The sequence below is a fragment of the Thalassotalea nanhaiensis genome, from assembly GCF_031583575.1.
In the GTDB taxonomy this organism is placed as follows: Bacteria; Pseudomonadota; Gammaproteobacteria; order Enterobacterales; family Alteromonadaceae; genus Thalassotalea_A; species Thalassotalea_A nanhaiensis.
In genome coordinates this window covers 3944852-3962237 of sequence record NZ_CP134146.1, presented here as the reverse complement: position 1 = coordinate 3962237, position 17386 = coordinate 3944852, and the positions used below count along the sequence as shown (strand labels likewise).

The window sequence follows — 17386 nt, the reverse complement described above, 5'->3', positions numbered from 1 at the left end:
ATGTCTGCATTTAGAAACCGCATTGCCTTAACGAGTATATTGCATAAAGAGGTGCACCGATTTTTGCGAATTTGGGTACAAACGCTCGTTCCACCAGCGATAACCATAAGTTTGTATTTTGTTATCTTCGGTTCATTAATCGGCTCCCGCATCGGTGAAATGGGCGGTTTTGACTATATGTCGTTTATTGTCCCTGGTCTTATAATGATGTCGGTAATCACCAATTCATATTCTAATGTCGCATCGTCATTTTTTAGTGCCAAGTGGCAGCGTAATGTTGAAGAAATGCTTGTTGCGCCAGTGCCTAATTGGGTGATTGTCGCCGGTTATGTTGGCGGCGGTATGACTCGCGGTATTTTAGTAGGCTTAATTGTTACCTTAATTTCCTTGCTGTTTGTTGATATCCAAATACATAACGTTGCGGTGATCATTATCACAGTAATGTTAACGTCTGCTGTGTTTGCGTTAGGAGGGCTAATAAACGCCATTTTTGCTAATAGCTTTGATGACATATCAATTATTCCTACGTTTATATTAACGCCATTAACTTACTTAGGAGGGGTATTTTATTCAATTTCTCTGTTACCTGAGTTTTGGCAGGGTGTATCTCAAATCAACCCAATAGTTTATATGGTAAACGCTTTTAGGTATGGTTTCTTAGGTATTAGTGATGTGTCATTAACTGTTGCGTTTAGTGTAATAGGGGTATTTATTATTACTCTTTATACGGTTGCTATGGTACTGATCTCTAAAGGTATAGGACTGCGCAGCTAATGTCATTTGGTGATTCAAAAGCAATTATTACTAATCAGCCGGGAATACATGAAAACCTCGCGGATATTGTTAATACGCATTTAACCCATGAGTTTAAAAAGCCAATCTCAGCCCATACAAAGCAGGCTTTTGAAGAAATTGATCGCTTGGTAAAAGAATTTGATGGACCAATCATTCTTGATTCTTGTTGTGGCGTAGGACAAAGTTCACGCATTATTGCCAAACAAAATCCTAAGGCATTAGTGATTGGCGTAGATAAATCGGATAACCGCATAACACGTAATGTTGAAGAGAAGTGGCAAGTAGATAATTTCCATTTAGTGCGCGCGGATCTTAACGACTTTTATCGCTTGGTCTATGCCGCAAATTGGCCGGTTGATAAACACTATATTCTTTATCCAAACCCATGGCCAAAAGCAAAACACGTTAAGCGCCGATGGCATGGCAGTGCCGTGTTCCCATATATTTTTAAAATAGGAAAAGTGCTGGAATTAAGAAGTAACTGGCGCTTATATTTAGAAGAATTTCAAGCCGCGTTAGCCATCGCTAATATTGATTCTGTATTAAATGAAGTTAGTACGGATGAAGAAGCGTTAACACCGTTCGAAGCTAAATATCAGGCAAGTGGACAACAATGTTGGTCATTATCGGCAAAATTGTAGGAATTATTGAATATTGCCTGAAAAAACAAGACATTTTCACTAATATTTATTAAAGTTCGGCAAATTAATTTTCAACTGTATATAAACCTTCAAGGATTGATTTCAGGTTTGGTAAGTCATGACAAATAAAAAACGCGTCGCGCAAGCTACGCCAGAATCATTACATCAAATTTTTACAATTCCAGAAGCGCCAGATTCGACGCTTGGCCGCATTGAGGCCGAGATCTCACAGAATCTTAATGGCTTTTTAGGCAATCATATCGTTGCGACTGAAAAACCGTTGATTGAAATTGAAAAAGACTTTGCCGACTCAAAAATTCCTGAACAGCCACAGTACGTGTCCGATCATACTCATCACTTACTCGATAAGCTTATTTCACAATCTGTGCATACCTCAGCGCCAAGCTTTATCGGGCACATGACTTCGGCACTACCATATTTTGTTTTACCGTTATCAAAATTAATGACAGGGTTAAATCAAAATTTAGTAAAAATAGAAACCTCAAAAGCATTCACTCCACTTGAGCGTCAAGTATTGGGGATGATGCATCGTATGGTGTATCAACAAGACGATGGATTCTATAACGAATGGATGCATAGCGCCGCACATTCATTGGGTGCATTTTGCTCTGGTGGTACCGTTGCTAATATAACGGCACTTTGGGTTGCTCGTAATAATTTATTAAAAGCAGATGGCGATTTTACTGGAGTCGGCAAAGAAGGATTATTCAAAAGCCTAAAGCATTATGGTTATGATGATGTCGCTATTTTAGTGTCTGAACGTGGTCATTACTCCCTTAAAAAGGCAGCTGATATCTTAGGTATTGGCCGTGATAATGTTATTGCCATTAAAACGGATGCTAATAATCGTATTGACTGTAAAGCATTGGCGCAAGAATGTGCTCGACTAGAGCAGAACAATATTAAGGTAATGACAATTGTCGGTGTTGCCGGTACTACCGAAACTGGCAATATTGATCCGTTGAGAGAAATGGCTGCGATTGCTAAACAATTTAATTGTCATTTTCACGTAGATGCTGCTTGGGGTGGTGCAACGTTACTATCAAATAAATATCGTTCTTTACTGGATGGTGTTGAGTTAGCAGACTCAGTTACTATTGATGCGCATAAGCAAATGTACGTCCCTATGGGCGCAGGATTAGTGGTGTTTAAAAACCCCGAATCGGTTGCATCTATTGAGCATCATGCTGAGTATATTCTACGAAAAGGCTCTAAAGATTTAGGTAGTCATACTTTAGAAGGTTCTCGTCCTGGTATGGCCATGATGGTGTACGCAAGTATGCATATAATCTCTCGTCCAGGTTATGAGTTACTGGTAAATCAAAGCATTGAAAAAGCAAAATATTTTGCCGACTTAATAAAAGCAGATGATGATTTTGAATTGGTTAGTGAGCCTGAACTGTGTTTATTAACTTATCGATATGTGCCGCAGATCGTCCAGCAATTTTTGCAAACTGCCGAGCCAGCACAACAAGAAGAAATTAATGTTATTTTAGATAAACTGACTAAGTTTATACAAAAACGTCAACGTGAAGCTGGAAAATCGTTTGTATCACGCACTCGAATTGAAGTGGGCCATTACCATGGTAGAAAAGTACTGGTGTTTAGAGTTGTGCTTGCCAATCCATTAACAACTGAAGACATACTGAATGAAGTGTTAACGGAACAAAAGTTGCTGGCTGCAGAAAGCTTACAGTTTTTACCACAAGTATTATCTAAGGTTTTAAAATAACTTAGTTTTAGTAAATCCTTTAACCTTTTTGCTTTGGCAAAAAGGTCTGCAATATTATTAATAATTTATCACTTTTTTTGTAGTTTTATGCATTACCTTGTTCGACTGATTAAAATTTAGCTTATATTCACAATTTTAAATTTTCAGCACATTCTATTTTATTATTTCAAAGTCTGTTTAAAGTTTAAGCGGATGTAAAAAATTCGTTAAATTAAGCATCTAATAATTCTCTATTCACTTCTAATTATCTTCCAATCTTGGATTGGAGGTCTTTCCTCTATTGTCTATATTCTGGCCCTTCTGTAGAAAAACAGGGTGAAAAAAACGTTATCTAAATTTTGCTGCTTTGTGGCGTCAATGTTAACTGGTGGTTAGTTGCTTGTTTATGCAATTACCATGTATTAAATGCGATAAAACAGTTTGAAAATACCTAAAAATAAAAAACATAGGTCAATCAATTCAATGGCATATAGATAATAAAACTACAACAAGAGAGAGAATGATATGACTGTATCAAGTCGAGAAAAAGTAGTATTTAAACGTACTACGCTTGCCGCTCTTACCGCATTGTACTTTGGTGCCGTGGGTCAAGCATATGCAGAGGCAGGTTTTAAGTCTGTAGAAGGAACGTCGTTGACTGTACCGACGTTCACCAAAGAAGATGTTCTTAAATATAATGAACAACGTCAAGAGATGTTGCAAAGCGACTTATTGAACGATTTTATCGGCAATGTAAATGTTGTTCGTAAGCAACTGACGCCTGAACAAATATTTCAACCAGAAGAAGGTGTTTCTGGCAAGCAAACATATATTGTGCAAATGAATGCAGAACCTGTTGCTGTTTATAATGGTGGTATTGAAGGTTTTGCTGCCACAACAGCACCAACAAACCGTTCACTAATGGCTAAAGGTCGAGTAAATGTTACTAGTGCAGATGCAACTAAATACAGTAACTTTATTTTGAATGAGCAAAATAGCTTCATTTCTAGCGTTCAAAACGCTGGTGCAGATGTTGAAGTGACCAAGCAATTTTCAATAGCCAGTAACGCTATGGTTGTTGAAATGACGCAAGAAGACGCAATTTTAATGTCGCAACAAGATGGTGTTAAACGCATAACACCTAACCGCATATTTGAACTTCGTACTGACCGAGGCCCAAAAAATATTGGCGCAGATAAAGTATGGGATGGTTCGGTAACACCAGATTCTTTACCTGTTAAAGGTGAGGGCATGGTTGTTGGTATCATTGATACGGGTATTAATACAGATCATGAAGCGTTCGCTTCAGATGAGCAGTTCACTGCCGCTCGTGGTGGTAATGCGGGCGAGTATTACGGAGATTGTGCGCTAGAAGAAAACGAAGCGTATAACTTATGTAATGATAAATTAATCGGTGTGTATTCATACCCTGAAATTACTAAAATTTATAACGCTAAAGAATTTCAAAGTAGCCCATGGAGAAATGACCAAATTCGCCCAGAAAACGGCGAAGATTATAATGGTCATGGCTCACATACTGCTAGTACCGCTGCAGGTAATGCCATTGATGTTGTTGCATTACAAACGGCTAACGGCGAAGCGGTTAGTGATGGTGTAGATCTTCCATTTACCTTCCCTGAAGGTGTTTCTGGTGTTGCACCGCGTGCACATGTTATTTCTTACCAAGTTTGTTGGCCTGGTGGCGGCGGTGACCCATATGCGGGCTGTCCTGAATCAGCGATTTTATCGGCATTTGAAGACGCAATCTCTGATGGCGTAGATGCAATTAACTTCTCGATTGGTGGCAGTGAGTCTTTCCCTTGGGAAGATCCGATGGAATTAGCGTTCTTAGCAGCTCGTGAAGCTGGTATTTCTGTTGCAGCAGCAGCAGGTAACTCTGGTGCTTACTGGACTGCTGATCACACTTCTCCATGGGTAACTACCGTTGGTGCATCAACACATGATCGTGTGTTGAGTGCTGGTGATAAAATGATGCTTGCCAGCGATTTTACTGGTCCTGATCATTGGTCAAAACCAAATCGTGACATCGAAGGTAAAGGTTTTAATGGCGAATTTACAGGTAATCTAGTTCTTGCTAAGCACTATGATGATCCTGATGCAGGCGATGGTTACGCGGTTGAGTTGTGTAATGCACCATTCCCAGCAGATACTTTTACCTCTGATCAAATCGTAGTATGTAAGCGTGGTGATATTGCCCGTGTTGCAAAAGCTGAAAACGTTGCCGCTGGTGGCGCTGGTGGTTTTATCCTTTACAATGCAGGCTGGAGTGAAACCACAGTTGCAGACAACTATGTAATTCCGGGTATACACATTGATGCTTCTAATGGCGGTAAAATTGTACGCTGGATTGATAGCACAGATTGGGAAAACAGCACCTATACAGCGACTATCCCCGCTGGTGTAAACACTTACACTACTGATGGTGTCGCTAATAGCTTGGCTATTTTCAGTTCAACAGGTCCGGCGAAAACAACCAATACCTTGGTACCTGACTTAACTGCTCCTGGTGTTGATATTTATGCTGCAAATGCTGATGATCAACCATTTACAGCTTACCCTCGTTCGTCTGATTGGACGATGATGAGCGGTACTTCTATGGCTGCCCCTCATGTAACGGGTGCAATGACGTTATTAAGCCAAATGCACCCAGACTGGACGCCTGCTGAAATTCAGTCAGCGCTAATGATGACGGCTAAGCCGGTGTCATTACACTTAGGGCGCGGTTTATATGTGCCGACCTTCTATCACTTTATGGCGGGTGCTGGCGCAATAGATGTGTCATTAGCAACTCAAGCTGGCTTAGTTTTAGATGAGTCAATTGAAGGCTACAAATCTGCCAACCCGAATAACGGTGGTGTTGATAATTGGACAAACATTCCATCTATGGTAGACATGGATTGTGAAAAGTCTTGTTCATTTATGCGTACAGTAAAAGCAACTCAAGATGGCTCTTGGAATGCGGCAGTGTTAGCTGAAGATTCAGATGTTGAAATAACGGTAATGCCAAGCTCGTTTAATCTTAAAGCGGGTGAAACTAAAGATGTGCTTGTTAAGGTAACTGTACCTAGCATCAAAGAGTTGAAAACCGAACCTTCAGAGCCCGGTGCTCCATGGGAAGCTGTTGACGGTAACTACTCAATCTACAATGCAATGCTTACGTTAACTGAAGTGAACAATGCTGCTCCTGAAGCGCATATGCCGATTGTTGTTACTGCTGTCTTTAACCAATTACCATTTAGTAAAGACTTCGATATTTATGCTGACACGGGTTCGATTCCATTTAGAGTAAATACTGATAATTACAGTGAATTTACACCACGTAATTACGGTTTAGTTAAAGCGGAAACAGAAACGCAAAACAAGTTAATGACTCGTCCGTTGATGTCAGATGAATACGTTACTCAAGATCACTGGGGCTTCAAAACCATCGTTGTTCCTGAGGGCACTAAACGTTTAGTTGTTTCTGCCAGTCAAGCAACTACTGAAATTGGTTATGAAAATTCAAACCCTTCATTAATCAAATTTTGGCCTGCGGTACTTATTGGTCTAGATAAAAATAATAGTGGTAGCTTTATCCCTACTGAGCAAGATTATGCCGATGCTGTTGAAGAAGTCGGTTATGAATCATATGCTTGGAGAAAGCAGTTTGATGGTGAAGCTGTTTGTGGTTCAATGAGTGAATCACAAGAAAATATCTGTAGTATTATTGACCCGGTTCCTGGTACTTACTGGATTGCATCACCACAGATGGCAAAAAATCCACAAACCGACTTAACCACTCGCGTTAGATCAGAGATGCGTTGGGCAGTGCTTGGTGCCGACAGCGATGCCAGTAATATGACGATGTCTGGTCCTGAATCACATGACGGCAACGGTGATTATAACCTTGAGTTCTCTTGGGACTTACCTGGCAGTGAAAAAGGTGAAGTCTACTATGGTGGTTTCGATCTAGGCAATATGCCTGGTGCAGAAGGTACTTTAGGGTTTACCGCACTTAATATTGCTCATGGTGGTGATACTGTTTCTTGGTCAGTTGATAAAGATGCTGCACGTAACATGGATATTATTGACGTAACCATGAAGGTATTACCTAACCTTGAAGCGGGTGATCGTGACTTTGATCTGAATGTAACTATTCCTGAAGGATTCCGTTTAGCAACTGGTACAGTCTCTGCTAACCATAAATATCTTGAAGAGATGGTTATTGCAGATAATAACAGCTTTAACTTAGCGGGCACTCAGTTAACGACACGTAACGTACAACGTGACTATATTGTGACTACTAACCTGACGTCTGAGCAATGTCATACACCATTAATTGATGAATTTTCAACTGGTGGTTATATTGACTTGCAAGGTGAGTTTGGTATCCAGCCACAAGCTGATTGGTTTGTTGGTGATTACAAAGAAAACTTTGATGTACCAATCGATTGGTTGTTCTATAAGAGCGGTGCTAACTTCAATATCTATAATCAGGAAAATGCTGGTTACCTAAGATTGAATCCAACAGGTGCTCATAAATTTAATAACACTTATTGGTCTATGCGCTGGCATCGTGGTCCTGGTTTCTTATACGAAGGTCTAGCACCATTCTGGAATGGCGATTTTGAAATGGAATATCAGCGTCACTACGAAGATCCAAAAGGTTTAACCCTTGCATCACAATATGCTGCCGACCGTCCAGATCTTGGCGACCTTGTATTTATGGAATTTGATAATGTTAAAGATAAGTACACTGGTGACCTTTACGATTACGAAATGATTTTACGTAATGGTATGGATTACAACGAAGGAATGTTTGAGGTTATCTATGCTTACGACAACCTAAGCGCGAACCTGAAAAAAGGTGCGGTTCATCTTGAAGGGTTTGATTCTAATTTCTCTATTAATGCAGGTCCGAAAGAAGGTTTCTTATATTCTTTCGTAGGATTTGACAATTTAGATGAAGTTTTACAAGACGATCTAGTAATTTGTTTTGATTACCACGGTCCTGAGCAATCAGAAATGGAAGTATCATTTAAAGTGGTCGTTGCACCTGAAGCAGTTGGCTCGGTACATGACTTCGTATTTGATTACTCTATTGCAGGTCAACCTACTGAGTCAGTAACGCACAGCATTGAAGTTAAAGGTAACATCAAAGTTGCTCAGCTGGATGATATGACAGTTGCAGAAGATTCTCGAATCGATGCTATTGAAGTATTACATATAGATGCGAACAATGTAGATAACATGCTTGAAGTTAGTGGTGAAAACGTTACTGCTGAAGTCGATGGTATGATATTTAATCTTATTCCTAATGCAGACTTCTCAGGTGAAACTGAAGTATTCGTTACGGTCCGTGACATGGAGCATAGTGGTGATGCTGCAACAACAAGCTTCATCTTAACGGTAACACCAACTAATGATATGCCAATGGCTGCTGTTGCTACTGCTGAAGTTACTATCGAAGAAGGACAGGTTGTAACTCTAGATGGAACACCATCTTCAGATGTTGACGGTGATGAGTTAACTTTCTCTTGGGAAGGTCCTGGTACTATTGCTGATGCGTCTGCTGCATTGACTGAAGTGTCTGCTTTATCAGTTGGCTCTCATGAGTTTACGTTAACAGTAACTGATGGAACAGAAACAGTTACTGCAACGGTAGTCGTTCAAGTTGATGCTAAACCTGCGCCGGAAGTTGAATCTGACAAGTCTAGCTCTGGTAGCGGTTCATTTGGTTGGATGTTACTTGCTCTGCCATTATTAATGGTGCGTCGCAAGAAGCTACACTAATCAACTGTTAATCATTAACTAATTTAAAAGGCGACCATTTGGTCGCCTTTTTTGTATGCGAATATTCTTATCTTCGATTGGGCGATGGGCAATATGGTTTTTAGGTTAATTTGTTGAGATGTAAAAAAAGGGCCGTTAGCCCTTTTTGAATCAAAAAATATTGGCGATATAGTTATAACGTCACTTGGATATTATCTATCAACCTGGCTTTGCCGCAATGGGCAGCAGCCAAAATAACCAACTCTTTATCGTTAGTTGTCGCTGGATTTAACGTACGAGCATGACAGATATGGATATAGTCAGTTCTCATGCCAGAGGCATTTATCGATTTGATCGCCGTTTGAGTAAGGGCATTATAATCTTTATTGATAGGCAATTGATCAGCTAACCAATGCAATGCTTTGCTTAAGTTTGCCGCTGTTTCTTTTTCGGCTGCAGTTAGGTAGTTATTTCGTGAACTCATCGCCAAGCCAGATTCTTCACGCATCGTTGCCACAGGAATAATTTCTATAGGTAGAGATAAATCGTCAACCATGGTTTGTACTACCTGTACTTGTTGATAATCCTTTAAACCAAAACAGGCAACATCAGGCTGTACTAAATTGAACAACTTACAAACAACGGTCGAAACACCGCGAAAATGTCCAGGACGTGACTCACCGCAATAGCCATCAGAAACGTTCGGAACTTCTACGTAGGTTTGTTTATCTAGGCCTTTAGGGTAGATAATTTCAGGGGTAGGCGTAAATAACAAATCAGTATTGGCTGCAGTCAGCTTTTGTTTGTCATCATCCATGGTGCGAGGATAATTACCTATATCTTCATTCGCACCAAACTGCATTGGGTTAACAAAGATACTGGCAACAATCTTATCTGCGTGTTTATGCGCTTCTTCTACCAAAGAAATATGGCCAGCATGCAAGTTACCCATGGTAGGCACAAATGCTATTTTTAAGCCTTGTTTACGCCAATCTCTTATTTGCTGGCGTAACTCTATAATATTACTAACTGTATTCATTTATTAACTAAAGCTGTGTTCAGGCCCTGGAAAAGAACCGGTGTTTACGTCATTAATATAAAGCTCAACTGCTTTTTCGATATTGCCAGTTTCAGCTAAGAAATTGCGCGAAAATTTTGGAATTTTGCCAAATGAAATGCCAAGGGCATCATGCATTACTAATATTTGACCATCGGTAACATTACCTGCACCAATGCCTATGGTTGGAATAGAAACTGCATCGGTAATTGCTTTTGCTAATTCAGTAGGAATACACTCTAATACTAATAATTGAATACCCGCTTGTTCTAAGCCTTTCGCATGGTCAATCATTTGCTGAGCTTTTTCGTTGTCACGGCCTTGTACTTTAAAGCCCCCAAATACATTTACTGACTGTGGTGTTAACCCTAAATGACCACAAACAGGAACACTTCGCTCAACTAAGCCTCGAACTGTTTCATACAGCCATTCACCACCTTCAAGTTTTACCATATTTGCCCCAGCCTGCATTAACTTGGCTGAATTGGCGTAGGTTTGTTCAGGCGTGGCATAAGACATAAATGGTAGATCAGCAATAACAAGAGCATTGTTAACACCGTTGCGAACGCAGCGAGTGTGGTAACAAATATCATCAACACTTACTGGTAATGTATCTGCTTGGCCTTGTAGCACCATACCTAGTGAATCACCAATCAACATAGCGTGTATGCCGGCATTATCAAATTGACGAGCAAAGCTGGCGTCATATGCAGTAATGGTGGAAATTTTTTCTCCAGCATCTTTCATTTTTTGTAAGGTGCTTACTGTAATTCTACTCATAATATTTATCTTAAAACTGAAATATAGTTAGTGCGCTTAACGCAATATATAAATTTTTGGTACAGTGTCACAGAATTACAGTAACTGCAACTTACGGACAACAAATAAGCCGTTATCATCTAGTTGTATTTTCAAATTAGATACATTTGTTCCATCTGGAAGTACTAAATTGCTGTTTAATTCAGCTAATGGGTAAATAACAAACTCTCTAACTTTCATTCCGTAATGGGGAATGGTTAAGCGTTCATTGTTTATTACTTGGTCACCAAACAATAAAATATCCAAATCAAGAACTCTAGCACCCCAACGTTCATCTTTTCGAATCCGGCCAAAGCTTAATTCTATCGCTTGTAATTGATCAAGTAACTCAATAGGTGTAAGCATAGTATCAATGCAAGCAACGGCATTCATGTAATCAGGTTGGTCTTGTGGCCCCATGGGCTTACTTGAGTATAGCGAAGAAACGGCAACAAATTTAGTTTTCGTTAGTTGACCTAACTGAATAACTGCTTGCTCTATTTGAACATCAGGATCATCTAAATTGCTGCCAAGGCCGATATAAACAATAGTCATACTTGCTTTTTTACTCTTTATTGGCGGGCTTACGGCGTTTACGGGTAGTTCGACGTTTGTTAGTACGAGTACCCTTAAAGCTTTTTATCATTTGCTCTTGAGTGTCTGGCGTTGCTTCTTGAAAGTGCGTCCACCAATCGGCTAATTCTAGTAAATAACCACCTTCAACTTCACCACGCAGTAGTAAGAAATCATAGCCAGCTCTAAAGCGTTGATGCTCTAATGCTTTAAACGCACGAGAGCCTTCTCTGCGATCAAGTTTTTGTTGTAAAAACCAGATATCCTTCATTGGCTGTTGGAAGCGTTTTGGAATAGCGATACAACGTTGTTGTTCGCTCATAATTTCACTCATGGCCGAGAAGAATGCATCTTGATATGGGGTTGTAGTGTTATCCAAGATGTCTTTCACACTGCTTTCTAATTTGTACCAAATGACTGCTGCTAATAAGAATGCTGGCGTTACTCGCTTGCCTTCATTAATTCGTCTGTCAGTATTAATTAATACTCGTTCTACAAATTTAAGTGCTAATGAATCAGGTTCATTCTTAACTGTTTCACTAATGTGTGGGAAGAAATACTGTAATAAGTCGTATTTAGCTAACATATGGAAGTTTTGTTGAGCTTTGCCGCCAAGAAATAACTTTAAATACTCTTCAAACATACGCGCAGCAGGAATATTTGCCATTAACGGAGCAAGTGCTTTTATAGGTTGCTCAGTTTCTGCTTCGATAGTCATGTCTAACTTAGTGGCAAAGCGAATGGCACGTAACATACGTACCGGATCTTCGCGATATCGTGTTTCAGGATCACCAATTAAACGAATGACTTTATCGTTGATGTCTTGTACACCATTGGCAAAGTCATACACTTTGAAGTCTTTAATCGAATAATATAACGCGTTAATAGTAAAATCTCGGCGCTCGGCATCTTCATCTATGCTGCCATAAATGTTGTCCCGTAATAACATGCCATGTTCGGACTGTTTTGAAACAATTTTATCTTTATTCGCTTTGGTCTGCTTTATTTGTGGCGCATTATCATGATGGCCCCTAAAGGTTGCCACTTCGATTATATCTCGGCCAAAAACAATATGTGCTAAACGAAATCTTCTGCCAATTAAACGACAATTTCTGAATAATTTTTTTATCTGTTCAGGGGTAGCATTGGTAGCTATGTCAAAATCTTTTGGATGTTCACCAAGTAAAATATCACGCACACCACCACCAACAAGGTAAGCGTCAAAGCCGCCTTTATTTAAGCGATAAAGTACCTTTAAAGCATTCTCACTGAAGTCTTTTCGGGAGATATTGTGATCACCACGGTTAAACACTATTGGAAATTCAATATCAGAGTTTTTTGCTTTATTTTTGTTAGCTTTTTTGTCTTTAGCGAACATTGATTTAATAAGCCTAGTAAATGCGTTAATAGCAGTTTCCTTAATAATTGTAGCTAAGGCATAGAATATGGGCGCAATAATATATTAAAGCGGTTAAAAAGAGAACGAAAACCGTATCTTATATTCTTTTTAGAGCATTATTTCCCGTTGCTTGGGAATATTACTCAATTGCCAATGCGTAACAGCCCAATTAACAATATTTTCAACAGATTCAAATTCCAGATCAACGGGAGGGTTTTGCCCAAGAAACTGTAAGGCTTTAATAAGCGCAGGTTGTGGCTGCTTATTGTTAATTGCTGGCGCGGCGTTTTGTTTACTCAATTTATACCCTTCATCGGTCACCGCAAGAGGCACATGGACATAACTTGGCGCCGCTAAGTTTAAGGTTTTAAATAAGGTAAGCTGACGCGCTGTTGGTTCTAATAAATCACAGCCTCGTACAACCTCACTAATCCCCTGCAGCGCATCATCTACTACTACGGCAAGCTGGTAAGCAAAAAGCCCATCTTTTCGGTGGATGATAAAATCTTCTGCGGCAAGGGCTTTATCAAAAACTACTTTGCCTTGAATACCATCGGTAAAGTCGGCAAAGGGGAATTCATTTATCAGGCGAGTGGCACACCCAGTTGCGTCAAGGTTTAACGTTTTACAGGTACCCAAGTAAATGCCACCGGTTTTTTTTATTTGGCCACGAGTACATTGGCAATAGTAACTTTTAGATTGCTCTTGTAAGTATGCAAGCACATCGTAATAAAGGTCCGATTGCTGGCTTTGATACAGGACTTGTTCATCCCAATGTAAGCCGTAAGCATCAAGGGTTGTTAAAATTTCTTGATCGGCGCCAGGCATTTCACGAGGTTTATCGATATCTTCAATACGAACGAGCCATTTACCTTGCAAACTTTTCGCTTGTAAGTAACTCGCTAAAGCCGCAACTAAAGAGCCAAAATGAAGTAAACCTGAAGGAGAGGGAGCAAAACGGCCACGATAGGAACTAGGTGGCCGTTGAGATATTGGATTTTGCATAGAATGCATTAGTGAGGAATTAACCCGCCATTTGACGTTCTTTAATTTCTGCTAATGTTTTACACTCGATACATAAGTCTGCTGTTGGTCGAGCTTCTAAACGCTTGATACCAATTTCAATTCCACAGGTATTACAGAAGCCAAAATCGCTTTCTTCTATTAACTGTAGAGTTTTCTCAATTTTCTTGATTAGTTTACGTTCACGATCGCGAGTACGTAATTCTAAGCTGAATTCTTCCTCTTGTGCTGCACGATCTACTGGATCTGGAAAGTTTGATGCTTCATCTTTCATATGAGTAACAGTACGATCTACTTCTTCACGAAGTTGTACGCGCCAAGCTTCAAGAATCTTTTTAAAGTGATCTTCTTGAGTTGGGTTCATGTACTCTTCGCCAGCTTTTTCTGCGTACGGTTTAACACCGGCTAAGGCCAAAATACCTATTGTCTGACTTGCTTTCTTTGTTGGCATGCCGAATCTCCTAAATACTACTTAATTCGAAAAGCTAAAATTCAATTGAATATCTATAACAGAATGTTTAAATGCTGGCAACGATTGTCTTACATTTGCCAAATTTTTCTTCATTAAAATAAATATACATCCTACTAGACAGGCTATATAAGGGTTAAAATTTCAATATCAAGGTTTAATCGCAAATAAAATTCAACTTATTATCTATTTCAATACTGTTTTCATTAATTTCACAGCCGTAACAGAGCACTTCGACCCCAGCTTTAATTGCTTCTTTTAACAGGGTTCCGTATTTTTCATCAATAAAATCAGCAACTTTAACTTCTTTTATACCTGAGTGTTGCACACAAAAGAATAATACCGCGCGTTTTCCCTCAGAAATAAGTGTCATTAATTCTCGAATATGTTTTTGACCACGTGTAGTAACGGCATCTGGAAAATATCCACAATTATCGATTAACAAAGTTGTTGATTTTATTTCTACATAACAGTCTGGTTTATTGTCATCGCTTAAAAGAACATCTATGCGAGAGTTTTCATGGCCATACTTTACTTCCGTTTTACACTGTTGGTAATCAGCAAATTCATTAATCTTGTTGTTTTTAATTGCTTCGACAACAAGGTGATTAGCGCGTCCAGTATTAATACCGATTAAGTGACCTTGGTTATTCTGAGCGAGTTCAAATGTTCCAGGGTATTTTCTTTTTTGGTTGTCAGATAACGAATACCAAACTTTAAAACCTGGCTCTGCACAGCCGGTCATAGCTCCTGTATTTGGGCAATGTATGGTGGTTATATCACCGTTTGGTAATTCGATATCCGCTAAAAAACGTTTATAACGCTTAATTAACGTTGCAGGGTATAAACAGGGGTCAAATTTCATCGGTTACGTGCACCAGTGCTGAGCTTAAAAATGTCATTTTTAATTCATCATCTTGATTGGTGACAAACATCTTTTTAGTAATTACACCTTTATCAGGCTGACTTTTTGAAAGTCGTTTATCAATTAATTCAATTTTTAAACTCAATGTCTCACCGGCAAAAACAGGCTTGAGCATTTTAAGTTCATCTATTCCTAAACCTGCAACCGCGTCTACTTTAAAATAAAGGTTGTTATGAGCGAGTTTTGTTGCAATTGCGATAGTATGTACAGAGCTGGCGAATAGCTTACCTATTTGGTGTTGCTTTGCTGCCTGTTTATCAATATGAAAAGGTTGTGGATCCCATTTTTGAGCAAATTCAATAAGTTCTTGCTCACTAACGTAATAACTGGAGCGAGAGATAAAAGTTTCGCCAATTTGTAACTGATGGTAGTGCAAATTAATTCCTGAGCTATGCTATACACGTTACCATTCAAGATACAGGTTTCAGAGTGCTTGAGCAATTTCAATATCAGGCACAGCTATGTAGTAATGGTTATTCCCTTATAAATAGCTGTAACACAATAGTGGGATTGCTCAAGCGCTTCTACGATGGTTTTGAAAATAATTTATGCAGCGTTATTAATTTTAACAATGGAATAACCATTCTCTAAATTTAATGCCTTGCATAAATTGTTTTCAATTCCCACTGAAAACCTACACTCTGAAAGGTAACGCGTATATATATAAATTTTGATAAGCTTGGTTTATCATACCTTGGAATTAATGATGAGAGCTAGGCAATCTTTCATTAGAAAATAGAATAACTTTTAACAGGATTTGTAATGACACAATCAGCAATCATCAAACTCACCAATAAAAAGCCGAGTAATTGGCAAGCATCGGCTAACTTTAGTTTTCATGGTGATGAAATTCATATTTATGTTGAAGAAGCCGCGCTTAATTTTCGAAAAATTCAGCAGGCCGGTCGAAAAATCGAAGGCTTAGGTGTTGAAGGCGCAAGTTTACAAGGCGAAAATTGGTGCGAGCTTAGTCAATGGGCTTTTGCTCAGGGCTTTAGTAAAGTGGGTAAATTGGAAGCAATTGAATTTACTGGTGATGAAGCAACCGTAAAACGTTTGAATGATAAGCAAAGCGCATATGCTTGGGCTCGAGATTTAATTAACCAAACGCCATCGCAATTAGTACCAGAAACGCTCGCACAAAATTCACTGATGTATCTTAAGGATTTAGCACCGGATCATGTCAGTGCAGAAATCATCAGTGGTGATAACTTAGAACGTGAAGGTTGGACCGGTATTTATAATGTCGGTAAAGGCAGCATCAATGACCCTGGTATGTTGATTGTTGATTATAATCCAACTGGAAACCCTGCTGAGCCGATATTTGCAACGCTAGTAGGAAAAGGTATTACATTTGATTCAGGTGGCTATTCAATTAAACCGAGTGCCGGCATGTTTTCAATGAAATGTGATATGGGCGGCGCCGCAACGGTAACGGCTGCGCTTGGTCTAGCCATTAAAGGTGGTTTGTCTAAACGTGTGATGTTAATTCTGTGCTGCGCTGAAAATATGGTTAGTAGTTATGCCTATAAGCTTGGCGACATTTTAAAGTATAAAAATGGTGTGAGCGTAGAAATAGCCAATACTGATGCCGAAGGTCGTTTAGTGTTAGCCGATGGCTTAATTGCCGCAACTGAATTCGGTGGTGAAATGATCATCGACGCCGCGACACTAACCGGTGCTGCTATGGGAGCAACTGGTGGAGAATATAATGCATTATTCGCATTAGATAACAGCATGATTGTTAAAGCCCAACAAGTTGCTGACAATGAGAATGATCCTGCTTGGCCATTACCATTAGAATCATTCCATAAAGGAAAATGCCCATCTGCATTTGCGGATACTGCTAACAGTACAACTCAAAAAGGTGGTGGTGCCGGCGGTGCAAGCAATGCTGCTGGTTTCTTGTCACGCTTTGTCGGCAACGAAGGTAAAGGCTGGTTACACATGGACTTATCTGCGTGTTATAACGAACATAGCAGCGGTATGTGGGCTGCAGGTGCTACGGGCTCAGGTATCGCAACAATTACCGGTTTACTGTTAGAGCAATAAATAACTTATTCGTTAACAAGGCGAAATTTAGTTTCGCCTTGTTCATTCAGCGAACAAATAACTTAGCAATTCTACCTAGCATTCCTTCATATCCATGTTGAAAGCGGCATAAGTCCTCTGATTAGACTGCAGTTTTTGCATTTATTGGGG

Annotated in this window: 13 protein-coding genes; 5 read left to right on the top strand and 8 right to left on the bottom strand. The window is 39.5% G+C overall.

Annotated elements, in window-relative coordinates; all coding sequences use genetic code 11:
• The 4 genes from RI845_RS17175 (at position 1) to RI845_RS17160 (ending at position 8961) form a co-directional block, all read left to right on the top strand.
• On the top strand, positions 1 to 774 hold the full coding sequence (locus tag RI845_RS17175) for an ABC transporter permease (RefSeq protein WP_348387403.1): 774 nt from the start codon (positions 1 to 3) through the stop codon (positions 772 to 774).
• Positions 774 to 1436 (top strand): tRNA (guanine(46)-N(7))-methyltransferase TrmB, encoded by a 663-nt coding sequence (gene trmB, locus RI845_RS17170; protein WP_348387402.1) that lies wholly within the window; start codon positions 774 to 776, stop codon positions 1434 to 1436. Before RI845_RS17175 ends, trmB begins: the two co-directional genes overlap by 1 nt.
• A gap of 118 nt (positions 1437 to 1554) precedes the next feature.
• Positions 1555 to 3189 carry a pyridoxal-dependent aspartate 1-decarboxylase PanP gene (gene panP, locus RI845_RS17165; protein WP_348387401.1) on the top strand — a complete coding sequence of 545 codons (1635 nt, stop codon included), beginning with the start codon at positions 1555 to 1557 and terminating at the stop codon, positions 3187 to 3189.
• A gap of 504 nt (positions 3190 to 3693) precedes the next feature.
• Entirely contained in the window at positions 3694 to 8961 is a 5268-nt protein-coding gene (locus RI845_RS17160; protein WP_348387400.1) for a S8 family serine peptidase, read from the top strand.
• 172 nt (positions 8962 to 9133) lie between these two features.
• Here RI845_RS17160 and panC read toward each other — a convergent pair whose 3' ends face one another.
• The 8 genes from panC to RI845_RS17120 form a co-directional block, all read right to left on the bottom strand.
• Positions 9134 to 9979, bottom strand: a complete 846-nt coding sequence (gene panC, locus RI845_RS17155) for a pantoate--beta-alanine ligase (protein WP_348387399.1) — start codon at positions 9977 to 9979, stop codon at positions 9134 to 9136.
• A gap of 3 nt (positions 9980 to 9982) precedes the next feature.
• A complete protein-coding gene (gene panB, locus RI845_RS17150) occupies positions 9983 to 10777 on the bottom strand; it encodes a 3-methyl-2-oxobutanoate hydroxymethyltransferase (protein ID WP_348387398.1) in 795 nt (264 codons plus the stop codon).
• Positions 10778 to 10852: 75 nt separating this feature from the next.
• On the bottom strand, positions 10853 to 11350 hold the full coding sequence (gene folK, locus RI845_RS17145) for a 2-amino-4-hydroxy-6-hydroxymethyldihydropteridine diphosphokinase (RefSeq protein ID WP_348387397.1): 498 nt from the start codon (positions 11348 to 11350) through the stop codon (positions 10853 to 10855).
• Between the two features lie 10 nt (positions 11351 to 11360).
• Positions 11361 to 12746 carry a polynucleotide adenylyltransferase PcnB gene (gene pcnB / locus RI845_RS17140; protein ID WP_348387396.1) on the bottom strand — a complete coding sequence of 462 codons (1386 nt, stop codon included), beginning with the start codon at positions 12744 to 12746 and terminating at the stop codon, positions 11361 to 11363.
• Positions 12747 to 12875: 129 nt separating this feature from the next.
• Positions 12876 to 13772, bottom strand: a complete 897-nt coding sequence (gene gluQRS, locus RI845_RS17135) for a tRNA glutamyl-Q(34) synthetase GluQRS (protein ID WP_348387395.1) — start codon at positions 13770 to 13772, stop codon at positions 12876 to 12878.
• A gap of 19 nt (positions 13773 to 13791) precedes the next feature.
• Positions 13792 to 14241: an RNA polymerase-binding protein DksA gene (dksA, locus tag RI845_RS17130; protein WP_348387394.1), complete on the bottom strand. Its 450-nt coding sequence runs from the start codon at positions 14239 to 14241 to the stop codon at positions 13792 to 13794.
• 175 nt (positions 14242 to 14416) lie between these two features.
• Positions 14417 to 15124: a DNA/RNA nuclease SfsA gene (gene sfsA / locus RI845_RS17125; RefSeq protein ID WP_348387393.1), complete on the bottom strand. Its 708-nt coding sequence runs from the start codon at positions 15122 to 15124 to the stop codon at positions 14417 to 14419.
• Entirely contained in the window at positions 15114 to 15560 is a 447-nt protein-coding gene (locus RI845_RS17120) for a MaoC/PaaZ C-terminal domain-containing protein (RefSeq protein ID WP_348387392.1), read from the bottom strand. Before RI845_RS17120 ends, sfsA begins: the two co-directional genes overlap by 11 nt.
• Before the next feature lie 386 nt (positions 15561 to 15946).
• Here RI845_RS17120 and pepB point away from each other — a divergent pair, with 386 nt between their 5' ends.
• Positions 15947 to 17236 carry an aminopeptidase PepB gene (gene pepB / locus RI845_RS17115; protein ID WP_348387391.1) on the top strand — a complete coding sequence of 430 codons (1290 nt, stop codon included), beginning with the start codon at positions 15947 to 15949 and terminating at the stop codon, positions 17234 to 17236.
• Positions 17237 to 17386: the final 150 nt, after the last annotated feature.

Excerpts from the sequence above, each read along its gene's own strand:
- RI845_RS17175 (WP_348387403.1), top strand. The coding sequence starts at position 1 with ATGTCTGCATTTAGAAACCGCATTGCCTTAACGAGTATATTGCATAAA.
- trmB (WP_348387402.1), top strand. The coding sequence starts at position 774 with ATGTCATTTGGTGATTCAAAAGCAATTATTACTAATCAGCCGGGAATA.
- panP (WP_348387401.1), top strand. The coding sequence starts at position 1,555 with ATGACAAATAAAAAACGCGTCGCGCAAGCTACGCCAGAATCATTACAT.
- RI845_RS17160 (WP_348387400.1), top strand. The coding sequence starts at position 3,694 with ATGACTGTATCAAGTCGAGAAAAAGTAGTATTTAAACGTACTACGCTT.
- panC (WP_348387399.1), bottom strand. The coding sequence starts at position 9,979 with ATGAATACAGTTAGTAATATTATAGAGTTACGCCAGCAAATAAGAGAT.
- panB (WP_348387398.1), bottom strand. The coding sequence starts at position 10,777 with ATGAGTAGAATTACAGTAAGCACCTTACAAAAAATGAAAGATGCTGGA.
- folK (WP_348387397.1), bottom strand. The coding sequence starts at position 11,350 with ATGACTATTGTTTATATCGGCCTTGGCAGCAATTTAGATGATCCTGAT.
- pcnB (WP_348387396.1), bottom strand. The coding sequence starts at position 12,746 with ATGTTCGCTAAAGACAAAAAAGCTAACAAAAATAAAGCAAAAAACTCT.
- gluQRS (WP_348387395.1), bottom strand. The coding sequence starts at position 13,772 with ATGCAAAATCCAATATCTCAACGGCCACCTAGTTCCTATCGTGGCCGT.
- dksA (WP_348387394.1), bottom strand. The coding sequence starts at position 14,241 with ATGCCAACAAAGAAAGCAAGTCAGACAATAGGTATTTTGGCCTTAGCC.
- sfsA (WP_348387393.1), bottom strand. The coding sequence starts at position 15,124 with ATGAAATTTGACCCCTGTTTATACCCTGCAACGTTAATTAAGCGTTAT.
- pepB (WP_348387391.1), top strand. The coding sequence starts at position 15,947 with ATGACACAATCAGCAATCATCAAACTCACCAATAAAAAGCCGAGTAAT.